Annotated in this window: 14 protein-coding genes; 3 read left to right on the top strand and 11 right to left on the bottom strand. The window is 71.7% G+C overall.

The window, feature by feature from the left end; all coding sequences use genetic code 11:
* Nucleotides 1-29 precede the first annotated feature (29 nt).
* The 8 genes from Ahu01nite_RS30480 to Ahu01nite_RS30445 form a co-directional block, all read right to left on the bottom strand.
* Complete coding sequence (locus tag Ahu01nite_RS30480) at nt 30-1,046, bottom strand: beta-ketoacyl-ACP synthase III (protein ID WP_203840112.1); 1,017 nt, start codon at nt 1,044-1,046, stop codon at nt 30-32.
* The gene (locus Ahu01nite_RS30475; RefSeq protein ID WP_239159262.1) at nt 1,043-1,459 is read right to left on the bottom strand and encodes a PaaI family thioesterase; all 417 of its coding nucleotides are present in this window, start codon (nt 1,457-1,459) and stop codon (nt 1,043-1,045) included. The genes Ahu01nite_RS30480 and Ahu01nite_RS30475 overlap by 4 nt, the downstream gene beginning before the upstream one ends.
* Complete coding sequence (locus Ahu01nite_RS30470; protein ID WP_203840110.1) at nt 1,456-2,238, bottom strand: beta-ketoacyl synthase chain length factor; 783 nt, start codon at nt 2,236-2,238, stop codon at nt 1,456-1,458. Before Ahu01nite_RS30470 ends, Ahu01nite_RS30475 begins: the two co-directional genes overlap by 4 nt.
* Nucleotides 2,235-3,425, bottom strand: a complete 1,191-nt coding sequence (locus tag Ahu01nite_RS30465) for a beta-ketoacyl-[acyl-carrier-protein] synthase family protein (protein WP_203840109.1) — start codon at nt 3,423-3,425, stop codon at nt 2,235-2,237. The genes Ahu01nite_RS30470 and Ahu01nite_RS30465 overlap by 4 nt, the downstream gene beginning before the upstream one ends.
* Nucleotides 3,415-3,681 carry a hypothetical protein gene (locus Ahu01nite_RS30460; RefSeq protein ID WP_203840108.1) on the bottom strand — a complete coding sequence of 89 codons (267 nt, stop codon included), beginning with the start codon at nt 3,679-3,681 and terminating at the stop codon, nt 3,415-3,417. The genes Ahu01nite_RS30465 and Ahu01nite_RS30460 overlap by 11 nt, the downstream gene beginning before the upstream one ends.
* A complete protein-coding gene (locus tag Ahu01nite_RS30455) occupies nt 3,678-3,956 on the bottom strand; it encodes an acyl carrier protein (protein WP_203840107.1) in 279 nt (92 codons plus the stop codon). Before Ahu01nite_RS30455 ends, Ahu01nite_RS30460 begins: the two co-directional genes overlap by 4 nt.
* Nucleotides 3,949-4,770: a 2-amino-3,7-dideoxy-D-threo-hept-6-ulosonate synthase gene (locus Ahu01nite_RS30450; protein WP_203840106.1), complete on the bottom strand. Its 822-nt coding sequence runs from the start codon at nt 4,768-4,770 to the stop codon at nt 3,949-3,951. Before Ahu01nite_RS30450 ends, Ahu01nite_RS30455 begins: the two co-directional genes overlap by 8 nt.
* A gap of 227 nt (nt 4,771-4,997) precedes the next feature.
* Nucleotides 4,998-6,107: an LLM class flavin-dependent oxidoreductase gene (locus Ahu01nite_RS30445; protein ID WP_203840105.1), complete on the bottom strand. Its 1,110-nt coding sequence runs from the start codon at nt 6,105-6,107 to the stop codon at nt 4,998-5,000.
* Between the two features lie 266 nt (nt 6,108-6,373).
* Between Ahu01nite_RS30445 and Ahu01nite_RS30440 the strand changes: the two genes are divergently transcribed.
* A complete protein-coding gene (locus tag Ahu01nite_RS30440; RefSeq protein ID WP_203840104.1) occupies nt 6,374-7,900 on the top strand; it encodes an MDR family MFS transporter in 1,527 nt (508 codons plus the stop codon).
* Between the two features lie 335 nt (nt 7,901-8,235).
* Entirely contained in the window at nt 8,236-9,801 is a 1,566-nt protein-coding gene (locus Ahu01nite_RS30435; RefSeq protein WP_203840103.1) for an AfsR/SARP family transcriptional regulator, read from the top strand.
* 47 nt (nt 9,802-9,848) lie between these two features.
* Here Ahu01nite_RS30435 and Ahu01nite_RS30430 read toward each other — a convergent pair whose 3' ends face one another.
* The 3 genes from Ahu01nite_RS30430 to Ahu01nite_RS30420 all read right to left on the bottom strand — a co-directional run bounded on the left by Ahu01nite_RS30430 (nt 9,849) and on the right by Ahu01nite_RS30420 (nt 12,136).
* Nucleotides 9,849-10,634, bottom strand: a complete 786-nt coding sequence (locus Ahu01nite_RS30430; protein ID WP_203840102.1) for an SDR family oxidoreductase — start codon at nt 10,632-10,634, stop codon at nt 9,849-9,851.
* Nucleotides 10,631-11,317 carry a response regulator transcription factor gene (locus Ahu01nite_RS30425; RefSeq protein WP_203840101.1) on the bottom strand — a complete coding sequence of 229 codons (687 nt, stop codon included), beginning with the start codon at nt 11,315-11,317 and terminating at the stop codon, nt 10,631-10,633. The genes Ahu01nite_RS30430 and Ahu01nite_RS30425 overlap by 4 nt, the downstream gene beginning before the upstream one ends.
* Nucleotides 11,318-11,539: 222 nt before the next feature.
* On the bottom strand, nt 11,540-12,136 hold the full coding sequence (locus tag Ahu01nite_RS30420; protein WP_203840100.1) for a TetR/AcrR family transcriptional regulator: 597 nt from the start codon (nt 12,134-12,136) through the stop codon (nt 11,540-11,542).
* A 197-nt stretch (nt 12,137-12,333) separates the two neighbouring features.
* Here Ahu01nite_RS30420 and Ahu01nite_RS30415 point away from each other — a divergent pair, with 197 nt between their 5' ends.
* Nucleotides 12,334-13,530: an FAD-dependent oxidoreductase gene (locus tag Ahu01nite_RS30415; protein ID WP_203840099.1), complete on the top strand. Its 1,197-nt coding sequence runs from the start codon at nt 12,334-12,336 to the stop codon at nt 13,528-13,530.
* Nucleotides 13,531-13,533 lie beyond the last annotated feature (3 nt).

Genomic DNA, 13,533 nt, shown 5'->3' with positions numbered 1-13,533 from the left:
GTCGTCTCCTTGCGGACGGGATGGGTGGCTCAGCTGCCGGGCAGCTTGGGCCAGGTGAGCGTGGTCGCGCCCCAGGCGAGCCCGCCACCGAAGGCGGTGAGCAGCATGCGGTGACCCGCGGCGAGGGTGCCGTCGGCGTGGGATTGCGCCAGCAGCAGCGGGATCGACGCCGCCCCGGTGTTACCGACGTCGGCGATGTTGGACAGTTGCCGGTCGGCGGCGATGCCCAGCCGCTCCCCCACCGCCGTCAGGATCCGCGCGTTGGCCTGGTGCGCCGCCAGCCGGTCGACGTCGGCGAGCGACCAGCCGGCCGATGCCACGGCCTGCTGGGAGGCGGCGGTCATCCGCTCGACGGCGTGCCGGAACGTGTCCCGGCCGTCCATCTGGAAGAACTCCTCGCCGGGCTCGTGCGACCGGTTCAGGGAGCGCTGCCGGGATCCCCCTGCCGGTACGCGGATCAGGTGGCTGAGCGTCCCGTCGGTGCCGAGAACCACCCGGCCCAGCGCGCCGGGTTCGTCGCGGTGGCCCGCGCGCAGGACGACGGCGCCGGCCCCGTCCGCGAAGATGACCGCCGTCGAGCGGTCCTCGGGGTTCACGATGGTGGTGAACGCGTCGGCGCCGATGAGCAGCACGCGCTCGGCGGTTCCGGCGGCGATCAGACCCGCCGCGGTGGCGAGCCCGTAGAGGAACCCGGTGCATACGGCGGACACGTCGAACGCGGCCACGCCGGCCAGGCCGAGCCGGGCCGCCACCACCGGGGCGGTGGCCGGGCAAAGCTGGTCGGGGGTGGTGGTGGCGAGCACGACGGCGTCCACCCGCGGGTCCCCGCTGCTGTCGAGGGCCCGCCTGCCGGCCTCCACGGCGAGATCCGAGGTGGCCATGCCCGGCGATACCCGGTGCCGGGTGCGGATCCCGGTCCGGGTCCGGATCCACTCGTCGGAGGTGTCGAGATACGCGGCGAGATCGTCGTTGGTGACCACGTCCGGCGGCACCCAGCCGCCCACACCGGCCACGACCGCGGCCCGCTCGCCGAACGCCTCGATCATGCCCGCTCCTTCGCTGTGCCCGTGCCGGTCGCACGCCGCAACCGGCAGGTGAGCCGGGCCGAGGCGAGCCGGTTGCCGCGCTCGTCGAGCACGGCGACGTCATAGGTGCCCGTGGTGTCGCCGAGGAAGAGCGGCGTGCACACGCCGTCGACCCAGCCGGTGCCGCGCGCCGCACGATGGTGCGTGCAGGACATCTCCTGGCCGGTGACCTGGCCGCCCGGTCCGGCCTCCAGGGCTGCCGCGTGCACCGCGAGCACCTGTGCGAAGGCGGCGCTGGCCCCGCCGTGCAGGAAGCCGTACATCTGGCGGTTGCCGCGCAGGGGCATCCGCGCGACGAGCCGCTGTGGATCGCCGGACAGCACCTCGATGCCCATGCGGGCCGCGAGCGTGCCCGGGGCGAAGGCCGCTGTCACGACGGGCTCCCGGGTTCCACGATGTAGGGGTACGGGCCCGGGACCTGGATCGAAGCGGCCGGGTCCGCGCCCGGGCGTACGGTCTCGCCGGCGGCCACGAGCGGAGCGAGCCATCCGAAACGGGCGTAGCGCGGTTCCGGTGCGGCGGCGTGGATGCCGGCGGCGGTGCGCAGCGTCGCCGGTCCGTTGCCGTCCCGGGCGAGCAGCAGGGCGACCGCGCAGTCACCGTCGGGCAACGCGTCCAGGCCCTCCGCCGCGAGGCGCCGGTGAATCCAGGTGGCCCGCTCGTTGGCGGCGAGTTCCACACCGATCAGGAGCACCTGATCGACGTCGTCCTGGTCCAGCATCAGATCGGCGGCGAACAGGGCCTCGGCGGCACCGTCACGCGCGGCGGACAGGCACTCGACGGGGCCGGAGATGCCGTACGTACGGCCGAGATGCCCGAGGATAGAGGTGGTGACCGACTGGAAGAACAGCATCGGGCTGTGCACCTGTCCCCCGGCCAGCCGCCGGGTCGCGGTGTCCAGCGTCACCGTGTCGCCGAACATCGTGGCGAGCACCATCCCCGTGCGGGGGCCGCTCAGGTCGCCGGCCGAGTAGGGGGTCCCGAGACACGCGGTCGCCACCGCGTGCACCAGTGGGCTGAACCGGGAGGTCACGAAGCCGACCACCGAAGCCAGCGGGACCGGTGCCGCACCTGGCAACCCGGTGGCCGCACCGCCCCACGGGGTGGTGCAGGCGGCCGAGCGGATCGCGCGCGCCCTCGCCCGGGTACTCATGCCCGCTCCAGGACGAGCGCCGCGTCGACGCCGCCGAACGCCGCGTTCAGTGACAGCGCGTGGGTGATGGGCACCCGGCGGCCGACGTCGCGGACGTAGTCCAGATCGCAGGCCGGGTCGGGTTCCCGGCCGTTGATCGTGGGCGGCAACAGCCCCTCACGCAGGGCCAGCAGGGTGATGACCGCCTCGACCGCGCCGGTCGCCTCCAGCATGTGGCCGGTGCTGCTCTTGGTGGAGCTGACCGGTACGCGCGGCGCGTCGGCGCCGAACACCTGGTGCAGGGCGGCGGTCTCCGCGACGTCGTTCAGGGGCGTGCCGGTGCCGTGGGCGTTGACGTAGCCGATGCGCCCGGGCTCGACGTTCGCGGTGCGCAGGGCGGCCTGCGCGGCCTTGGCCAGACCATCGCCCTTCGGGTGCGGCTGGATGACGTGGTGGGCGTCGGATGCCATGCCCCAGCCGGCGAGCCAGCCGAGCACCTCGGCGCCGCGGCTGCGGGCCCGGCGGGCCGATTCGAGGACCAGGACGGCGACACCGTCACCGTGCAGCAGGCCCTGGCGACGCGCGTCGAAGGGGCGCACGGCGTCCTCGGTGGACAGCGCCCGGCCGGAGTCGAACTTCGCGAAGACGTCCTCGCAGACCAGGTAGGCTCCGCCGCAGACAACCGTGTCGGCCAGCCCGCGCCGGATCAGCGTGGCGCCCCGGGCAAGGGCGTTGGTCCCAGCGACGCACGCGTTGACGAAGGCGGTCCGCGGTTCGCCCAGACCGAGCTCGCGGGCGATCAGCTCGGGCAGCCGGGCGGGGACGCTGTCCAGGGTGCGGGGGTCGGCGGCGACGCGGCTGCCCGGCACCGACCAGAAGTCCGGGGCGGTGGAGTGATCGCCGTTGGTACCCAGCAGCACGGGGGCGTCACCACCGTCCGTACCGGCCATCCGCAGGGCCTCGGTGGCGCAGGCGAGCAACACCTCCGCCTGGCCGGGCGTGACCCCGGGACGCACCGGTACGCCGGGGATCCCGGGACCGTCACCCTCGAAGGTCGCCGCATACCGGGCCCGGTAGGGGGTGGGGTCGAAGCGGGTGACCGGGGTGAAGCCCGGCCGCCCGGCGAACACCCCGTCGAGCAGCGCCTGCCGGCCGAAGCCGAAGGCGGTGAGGACTCCGTAGCCGGTGATGGCGACGTCATGAGCCATGAAGGACCTCCGGGAGAACGTGCTCACCGGCGGACCGCTGCGTGATGAACCGGCGCAGATCCCCCACTGTGGTGCAGGAGGCCAGGCCGTCCTCGTCCTCGATCGCCACGATGAGGCCGTGCCGTTCGTCGAGGAGGTGGGCGAGCAGGACCAGGGTGAGCGAGTCGAGGACGAGCTCGGTGCCGTCGTCGAACGTGGTGTCGGCGGTACGCAGTCCGCAGTCGAGCAGGAGCTGTCCGAGGGTCTCGTCGTTCACCGCCCGGCTCCGTCGGTGACCGCCTCGCCGCGCAGAGCGGCCACGGCGGCCACGAACTGACCCAGCGTGGTGTCCTGCCGGGTCTCGTCCTCCTCGTCGGGGAGGCTGATGCCGTACGCGCCCTCGAGCTGGATCGCCAGCTCCAGCCGCGACAACGACTCGAGGCCGAGGCCGTTGTCGCCCAGCGGGGTGTCGTCGGTGACGTCCCCGGGGACCGGCAGGTTCAGCGTGTCCCGGATGGTCGTGAGGACGAAGTCGCGGATCTCGTCATGCATGGGTGTCTTCTCTCTGCTGCGGGGCGAACCGGATGTGCCGGGCCGCCGGCTCGTCGCCGTGCACCACCGACGCCAGGGCCTTGAGGGCGGCGGTCGGGGCGGGGCTGCGGAAGACCCGCCGCCCGACGGCCAGACCGGCGCAGCCGGCGTCCACGGCGGCGGTGGCATAGGCGACGAGATCGGCGCTCTCGTCGTCCCCACCGGCCACGAGCACCGGGACCGGGCAGCTCGCGGTGATCGTGGCGAGCTCGGACATCGGCACCGGCCACGTCGTCTTCACCAGCGTGGCGCCCAGATCCGCGGCCACGTTGACCGCGTGGGCGAGCAGGACCGGATCGTGCGGGTCGGCGATGCGCGGCCCGCGCGGGTAGATCATGGCGAGCAGCGGGACCGACCAGCGCTGGCAGGCGTCCGCCACGGCGCCCAGATCGGCGAGCTGGCGGGCCTCGGTGTCCGAGCCCAGGTTCACGTGCACGCTCACCGCGTCCGCGCCGAGGCGCAGGGCCTCCTCGACCCCGCCGACGAGGACTTTGGCGTTGCTGTCGGGCGAGTGCGGCGTACTGGCGCTGAGGTGCACGATCAGCGAGCAGTCCCGCAGCAGGGCCGGGTCGATGGTGCGCGCCCGGCCCTTGTGCACCACGATCGCGTCCGCCCCGCCCGCCACCACGGACCTGACCAGCTCGTCGAAGCCGGCGGCGGGCACGATGGGCCCGTCCGCCACGGAGTGGTCCATCGGGACGAACAGGAACCGGCCGTCCCGGTGCCGGGCCAGGCGGGCCAGGCGGACCCGCGTCCCGGCGTCGAGTGTCACCATGCTGCATCTCCCCTGTCCACACCCGTGAGTACCTGCTGTCGTCGTGCATCTCGAGTCTGTGGCCGGCGGCGCGGACGCAGAATCCCCGAACGGGGTGGCTGTCCGGCAGGGCTCCGAGGCCAGGGCCGAGGAGGTGGCCGGACGGGCAGGGTCCGATCGGGATGGACACGCGAAAGGGCTCTGTCCGGCCCAGGGGGAGACCGGACAGAGCCCTCGACAAACGGGGATCAGGTACGCGCGAGCGCGCGCGCCACACCCGCAGTCCACTCGTAGGAGTCCGTGACCCCCGTGAGCGAACCGTTGAAGCGGGGTGCGACGAACCTGGCGAGCAGCTCCAGGCTGCGCCGGCCGGACTCGCGTCCCGCCCAGTCCATGACGTTGACCAGCAGCCGGCCGAAGCCACCGGTCTCCGCCTGCACGTCACGCAGCGCCTGGGTCACCTCGTCCACCGAGCCGACAAGGGTGCTGCGCTGCTCGATGAGCTCTTCCAGGGCCTTGCGCGCCTCGGTCCGGGAGTGCACCTGCGGGGTGCCCAGCAGGGCCCAGTACTCGTTGCGGTAGCGCATCCAGCCGTCGACGATCTCATCGAGGGCCTGGCCGCGGCTCTCCGACACGTGCACGCTCAGGGCGACGCGCCACTGTGCCCGGTCGAGCTTGTGACCGTGCTCTGCGGCGGACTCCTCGGCGTGCTGCCACTGCCCCACGAGGTCACCGATGCGGCTACCCGGCTTCGGGGGGATGCCGAACGACAGCGGGGCGATGCCGTACCGGCCGGCCAGCCGCATGCCGAACGGCGAGACCGCGCTGGAGACCGCCATCGGCAGTCCCCCGGCTGTGCACGGCCGCAGCTGCAGCCGGGCGTCGCGGAGCTGGAACCAGTCCGTCTCCACCGTGACGGGCTCGTGCCCCGCCACCAGCCTGCGGATGGCGTCGAGGGACTCGGCCGTACGCCGCCGGGTCTGCGCCGGGTCGATGCCGAGGAAGTGCATGTCGGTCGGCAGCGATCCGGCGCCGACGCCGAGGGTGAACCGCCCGCGGGTGAGGTGATCGAGTTGCAGCGCGCGCGTCGCGACCATGTAGGGATGGTGGTACGGCAGGCTCACCACACCCGTGCCGAGGCGGATGTGCCGGGTGCGCTCGGCGGCGGTGGCGATGAACAGCTCGGGCGAGCCGATGGTCCCCCACCCGGCCGAGTGATGTTCACCCACCCACAGCTCCTCGTAACCGAGCTGGTCGAGCCACTCGGCGAGATCCAGGTCGCGCCACAGGCTCAGGGCCGGGTCCTCGCCCAGCGGATGCAGGGGCGACAGAAAGGCTCCGAAAGCGATCCGATCCATGGGGCTCCTCAGTCAGGAAGTCACCTGAACCAGGGCGTACGGGCACGCCCTGCGGTCGTGCGGGTCCAGTGTGGTGCCGCGCGCGGGCGGGAGTGGTGCCCGAACGGACTGGCCCTTCGGCGCCGTCCCCCGCCGAGCTCATCTATACAACATTTGTTGCATATGCTGCATCTGTTGTGGAAACCTGGACGCGATCCATCCACGAACTGAGAGACCAGCCAGTGAGAGAGCCGCCAGTGAGAGACCAGCCAGTGAGAGAGCCGACAGTGACGACAAGTCAGCAGCACGCTACGGCAGACGACTCCGCCCGGATAAGCCCCGAACTGTGGTGGCTCGCCGGGATCATGGCCTTCGGCAGCTTCGCCGGCCTGCTCGACGCCACCATCATCAACGTGGCGATCGGCCCGCTGGCGACGGCGTTCGACACCGAGATCGGCACCGTGCAGTGGGTGGTGACGGGCTACCTGCTGGCCATCACGGCCACACTCCCGCTCGGCTCGTGGGCGATGGCGCGTTTCGGCGCCCGCCAGATCCTCCTGTTCTCCCAGGTGGTCTTTCTGTTCGGGTCGCTCATGTCCGGGCTCGCGTGGGACGCGCCCAGCCTGATCGGCTTCCGGATCCTGCAGGGCATCGGCGGCGGCCTGGCCCTGCCCGTCTCGCAGGCCCTCATCGCCCAGGCGGCCGGCCCGAAACGGCTGACCCGCCTGATGTCCGTGGTCACCGTGCCGGCACTGTTCGCGCCCCTGGTGGGCCCGTCGCTCGGCGGCGTCATCGTGGACCATGTCAGCTGGCGCTGGATCTTCCTCGTCAACGTGCCGCTGTGCGCCGTGTCGATCACCCTGTTCGCGTGGCGCGTGCACAATGTGGTCCGCCCGGTGAAGAACGCCGCGCTCGACGTGGTCGGGCTGGTGCTGCTGGTGCCCGCCCTGGCCGGGATCGTGTGGGGGCTGTCCGAGGCCGGCACCACCGGCTCGTTCACCGACACCAGGGCGCTGATCGGCCTCGGCGGCGGCCTCGTGCTGGGCGTCGCCTTCGTCGCGCACGCGCTGCGCAGGCGCACCGAGGCGTTTCTCGACCTGCAGCTCTTCCGCGTGCGTGAGTTCACGGCCGGCAATCTGACCAGCATGATCATGGCCGTTGCGATGTACGGCGTGCTCATCCCGTTGCCGCTGTACTTCCAGGTGGTCCAGGGCACCAGTGTGCTCGTCTCCGCGCTGATGCTGCTCCCGCAGAGCATCGGCTACCTGATCGCTGTCATCCTTCTGCAGCGCCTGACCCAGATGCTGGGGGTCCGCACCGTCACGATCGCAGGCGCGGTGCTGGTGGCCGTGGGCACCCTGCCGTACGTCGTCCTCGATGACGACCCGAACCAGTTCCTGCTCGGCGCGGCGCTGGTGGTGCGTGGTCTGGGACTCGGCGCCTCGATGATGCCGACCATGACGGCCGCCTTCGGCAGCGTGCCCAGGGACGTCGTTCCCCGCGCGACCAGCGCATTCCACGTCTTCCAGCGCATCGGTGCGTCACTGGGCACCGCCCTGCTCACCGTGATCCTGCAGCAGGAGGCGTTGAAGCACCTGCCGGCCGGCGTCCCCAGCCTGACCGCCGTGGTGCCCGACAGCCCTACCGCTCACGCGCTGGCGACGGCGTTCCGGGCGCCGTTCTGGTGGGCGCTGGCCTTCACGGTGCTCGCGCTGGTCCCGGCGTTCTTCCTGTCCGGTCGCCGGACTCCCCCGGCCCCGGAAGCGGCCGCGGCTGCCCCACGCGCCGCGGCCACGACGGGCCTGCCGGAGTAGACCGGCGGTCGATCCGGGCCCGGGCGCACCTTGCCCCCGGAGAACGAGCGACGGGGGTACGGTGTGCTCCGGGCCCGGCAATTGATCGACCATCTTCAAATAATGGGACCACGCGCCACGGAGGCATTCGATAAACTGACGACAAAGCGCACCATCCGCGACAGGTCAGCGGCGACCTCGGGGGAATGGACGCACCGGAATGCTGAATGACGCACGTCACATTGACGTGCATACATTTGTGAATTGCCGCTCAATGGGGTATTGCGGCGCGTTTCCACCGGAATTCAGTGACGACCGTACTCGATCATTCATTCGTGGACTGAGGCGAGGCCAACGTGCGATTCCACATTCTGGGTCCTCTCGAGGTGATACGCGACGGCGAGCCCGTTGCGCTCGGCGGTTACAAACAGCGCGCCACGCTGGCGATGCTGGTGCTGAATCTCAACCGCGTGGTGCCCGCCAGCAAGCTGCTGGAGTCGCTCTGGGGCAGCGAGGTGCCGGCCACCGGGCGCAAGATGCTGCAGAACGCCGCCTCCGAGCTCCGCTCGATGCTGACCACCGGTGCCGGTCCGGCCGATTCACCCGCCCTGCTCACCCATGCCCCCGGCTACCTGCTGCACGCCGACCCGGAGAGCGTGGACGCCGTACGCTTCAGCCGGCTGGCGGAGCAGGGCCGGGCGTTCGCCGCAAGCTCGCAGTGGGAGCGGGCGCGACACGACCTGCGGGAGGCGCTCGCCGCATGGCGTGGCCCGGTGCTCGCCGATCTGTTCGAGTCCCGGGCGCTCTGGCCGGATGCCGTCGCGGTGCAGAACACCCGGCTCGACGTGCTCGAGGATCTGTTCGACGTGGAGCTCGCCTGCGGACGGCACCGGGAGATCGTCGCCGAGCTGGAGCCCCTGGTCGAGCAGGAGCCGTCGCGGGAACGCCTGGCCGCTCAGCTCATGCTCACCCTCTACCGGTGCGGGCGGCAGCTGGACGCACTCGGCGTCTACCGGCGCACCCGCGACTCACTGATCGACCGGCACGGCCTGGAACCGAGCCGGGAGCTGCAGGAGCTCGAACGGTCCATCCTGAACCACGACGCCGGCCTGGACCGGCGGCCCGAGACAGCCGTCGTGGCCGTGCCCGGACGCCCGCGGGACACCGCGCCCTGCCCGGAGCCCACCGAGCCGGTCCCGGCCGCCGCCGGATGGCAGTCCGTCAGCATGCTGGCCGTGCTCGCCGATCTGAGCCAGCCGCCGGGTGGTGACGACGCCCGCACCGCCGCCGTCGTCGGCGAGCTCTCCGGCCTGGTGCACGGGGAGGTCGCCCGGCACGACGGCAGGGTGATCAGCAGCGTTGCAGGAATGACCTGGATCGTCTTCGACGGCACCGGCGACGCCGCCCAGCGTGCCGTCCGCACCGGTCTCGCGATCCGCGACGCGCTCGCGGCCCGCCCCGATCTGCCCAGTGTCCACGCGGCGGCGATCTGCGCGGACGCAATCGTCAGCTACGAGCCGGGCGACGGCAATCCGCGGGGACTCAACGGCGACGCGGTCAGCCGCTGCCTGCGGCTGGCGATGTCCGCCCCCGCCGGTGTCGTCCGGGTGGGGCCCGAGACCCGCCGGGTCACCGAGGCCGACATCCGTTACACGCCCGCCGACGAGGGCTGGGACGCCATCGAGCTGCGGCCGGTCCGGCCGGCCCCCGTGCAGATCACGCTCAGCCTGTGTCAGGACAGCCAGATCCAGGAATTGTGCGGTCTGCTCACGAGCATGGGCGGGCGGCGGGCAGCGTGGCTCGCCGACCTGCTCGACCAGCACGACACCACGCGCTCGGGGGTGGTGGTCGAGCTCGCGGTCAACGTCGTGCCCCGCAACGTGGACGAGATGCCCGAGTGGGCCCTGCGGGAGGGCGCCTGACATCCTGGCCGGTCCAGGACCGGCCAGGATGTCCACACGCCACGGCCCTACCCGGCCGCGTCCAGGACGGACGGTCCGGCGAGGCTCCATCCGCCGTCGCACGCGATTACCGCACCGGTGATGTATTCCGCACGAGCAGTGCACAGGAACAGCGCCAATTCGGCCACGTCCGCCTTGCTGCCCAACCGCTGCGCCGGAATGGCGCGTTGCAGCCGCTCAGCCTTCTCCGCGGTGTCGATCAGACGGGCCACCCCCTCGGTCTCGGCGATGAACCCGGGTGAGATCGCGTTCACCCGGACGCCCGCCGCCGCCCATTCCAGCGCCAGCGAACGGGTTAGCGCGTTGATTCCCGCTTTGGCCGACGCCACGTGCGCCTGTCCCGGCATGGGCCGATCGGCCATCGGCGCGGAAATGCTGAGAATGGACGCTCCGGGCTTGGTCAGGAACGGGTACGAATGCTTCGCGACGTGGTATGTGCCCACCAGATCGATGTCGACCACGGTGCGGAACCCGTTCGGGGACAACCGGGTCGCCGGGGCCACGAAATTGCCCGCCGCCCCGGAGATCACCAGGTCGAGCCCGCCGAACTGCTCCACGCAGGTCCGCAGGGCCGCCGCCACGCCGGGCGAGTCCCGGACGTCGCAGGCCGCCCAGGCGACCTCGCCACCGTCGTTCGCGATCAGCTTCGCCGCCGATCTCAGCCGCTCCGCGTCCCGGCTGATCAGCATCACCCGGGCGCCCTCGCGCGAGAGCCGCCGCGCGATCGCCAGGTTGATCCCGCTGGACCCACCGGCGACGAACGCGACCTTGCCCGCCAACTCCGGCGCGCTCACGCCAGCAGGCCCTGCTGCAGGGCCACGGAGACCACCTGAGCGCGATTGGCGCAGTTGAACTTGGCCAGCAGGTTCGCCACGTGCCGTTTGACGCCGTGCTCCGAGATGCCGAACCGGTGCGCGATCATGCGGTTGCTCAGTCCCTCCGCGATGAGCCCGAGGACCGCCCGCTCCCGCGGGGTGAGCTGGACGCGCAGGCCACGGTGGCCGCCCCGGGTGCGTCCCGCCTGCGAGATGAACAGGCGGGCCAGCGCATCGGGAATGGGCAGCTTGCCGCGATCCAGCCGGGACAGCGCCTCCGCGATGGACTCCGCCGTCAGATCTTCCTGGATGAGGTAGCCGTCGAACGGGATCGTGGCGATCCACGGGATGAGCCCCGGTTCGGCGCTCTCCAGCAGCAGGAGGACCTTCACGCCGTACGGCGTGGCCCGCTCGACGAGCTCGGTCAGCTGTGGCTCGCCGTAGGCCGCCGAGACGATCAGCAGGTCGAACGATTCCGTGCGTAAGCGGTCCACGGCTTCCCCGGGACTCGCGCAGGCCTCGGTCGCCGGTCTGCGGCTCAGGCCGTCCAGGAGACTACCGATCCCGCGCCGGGTGATCTCGTGTGGCAGGACGGTCAGCACGGCCGGCCCGGCTCCGGGCCAGGCCCTGGGTTCGTCGCATTCCGCCTGGGTGAACGACATCGTTTCTACACCTCTCATCAAGACCTGAACATGCTGCAGACGCATGTGGGGGATTCCGCGTGCTCACGCACACGAAGTCCTCCGGTCTTCCCCCGTGTTCAGGTGCTTCCCGAACTGTCAGATCCAGAGTGACAGCGTGCCGGTGGCGCCCATAGACGCAACGTTCCACAATCGATCCACTGTGTGTCACCGGGGACCGGCAGATGTGTTACCGAGGGGAGGTCAGCACGTGCGGTTCGTCGAGGACAGCGCGTGCCAGGCGTCGATCGCCATGGTCTCCGCGGGAACGAGCTCCGGCGATGTCAGCCAGTGCCGCAGCACGCCGATGAACGCACCCGCCGCGCAGTGCCCGCGCAGAGTGATGCCGACGAGGCTCCGGGTCTCCGCCGCCTCCGCCGTCAGCCGCTGCTCCACCTGGGCGGCCACCAGCTGCTGAAGGCGGTTCATGAAGCGGGCGGAGCCGCAGGGCCCCAGCATCCGCCGGTAGAGCACCACCTGGGACTCGACGTGGCGGAAGACGTCGGCGAACTCGGCGGGCGTGCCACCGGTGCCGTCGGGCAGCGGGCACCGGGCCAGCAACGCCACCAGCCCGGTCAGCTCGTCCTCCATGGCGTCGACGAGCAACGACTCGAGATCGCTGTAGTGCTGGTACACCGTCGCGCGGTTGATCGTGGCGCGGTCGGCGACGTGCGCGATGGTGATGTTGCCCCAGTCGTACTGCGCGGCCAGCTCGAGGGCGGCCGTCCGCAGCAGCGCGCGGGTGCGCCGGACACGAGGATCGACGCGCTTGGTGAGGGGTGCGGCCGTCGCATCGGGCATTCTGCCAGCGTACACGCCGGTTAACAGTTGTCACAGAGTCACCGGACGTGCACGGCGGCCGGTGCGGGACCACCGCACCGAAGGATCACCGGCCCGTGCGGGCCCCTCGGACGGGGCGCCCGTACGGGTCTTCGCGACCGGCCGTCCGCTGGCGACGATGACTACGAAACCCGCAGCCGGACACGCCAGGAGCGCCGATGACACCAGACGACCAGTCCCCCGCCGGTACCGCTGCCATCGAGACGGACGTCTTCGTGGCCGGCGGTGGGTCCACGGCACTCTTCGCGGCGCTGCTGGTTGCGCGGGCGGGCCACTCCGTGCTGCTGGTCACCGCCGAGCCGGAGTTCGAGCCCGCGGGAGCGGGCATCTCGCCCCTGGTGGCGCCGCCCACCCTCGGGCTGCTGGCGGAGCAGGGTCTCGAGGAGGAGATTCTCGGCAGCGGCCAGCGCGTCCTCGGGGTCGACGACCACGGCCCCGCCGGGCTGCTGCACGGCTGGCGGTACGCCGATTTCCCCGGGATCACCCGGCCGTACGGCCTGACGCTCCCGACCGGAACGCTGGTGCAGGCACTCCTGCGCCGGCTGCGTGCGGAGCCCACGGCGACGGTACGGACCAACGCGCGGGTGACAGCCGTCGACCAGGACGACAACGGTGTCCTGCTCACGCTGACCGACTCGGCGCTCGTCCGGGCCCGTTACGCGGTCGCCGCGGACGGCCGTCGTTCCCCGCTGCGCGATCTGACCGGCATCTCCCTGCACGAGGCCTCGTTCGGGCGCCCCGGCTGGCTGGTCGCCGCCCCCGTCGTCCCGGACCGCGAACCGGTTGCCCTGGTGCGGCACCCGGCGCCGCAGGTCCTGTTCACCATCCCCACCCCGAACGCCTCGATGGCCGTCGTCTGGTGCCCCGGCCCTCAGCAAGCGGAAGCCCTGGGACAGGGTGATCCGGAGGTCTTCGCCGCGCAGATCAAGGCCGTGGACCCGGAGCTCTCCGACTGGCTCGGCAAGGTCAGGGACCGCACCTCCCCGGTGTTCCGGGTCGACTTCTCGATGTGGCAGGCAGCCTCCTGGCGCGCGGGCCGGGTGCTGCTGCTCGGCGAGGCGGCGCACGGTTTGCACACCCTGGGCGGTCAGGGGCTGAACCAGTCCGTGCAGAGTGCCGCGTCGCTGGCCCACGCGCTGGACGACGCCCTCACGCACGGGGATCCGTCGCGGGCCGGGGCGTACGAGCGGATCCGGCGGCCCTTCGTGGAGCGGCTGCAGGAGTTGCAGTGGTCCACCCCAGCGCTGCGTTCGTACAGCGCCGAACCGCCGGCCCGCGGTGCCCACGAGGACTTCGTCGACGTCATGACGAACCTGCAGCCGGAGCTTGCGGCGCAACTGCGTACCACTGTCTGAACA

Origin of the sequence: Winogradskya humida, assembly GCF_016862215.1 — a bacterium.
In the GTDB taxonomy this organism is placed as follows: domain Bacteria; phylum Actinomycetota; class Actinomycetes; order Mycobacteriales; family Micromonosporaceae; genus Actinoplanes; species Actinoplanes humidus.
The sequence above is the reverse complement of the archived record's forward strand: the minus strand, read 5'-3'. Positions and strand labels throughout refer to the sequence as shown.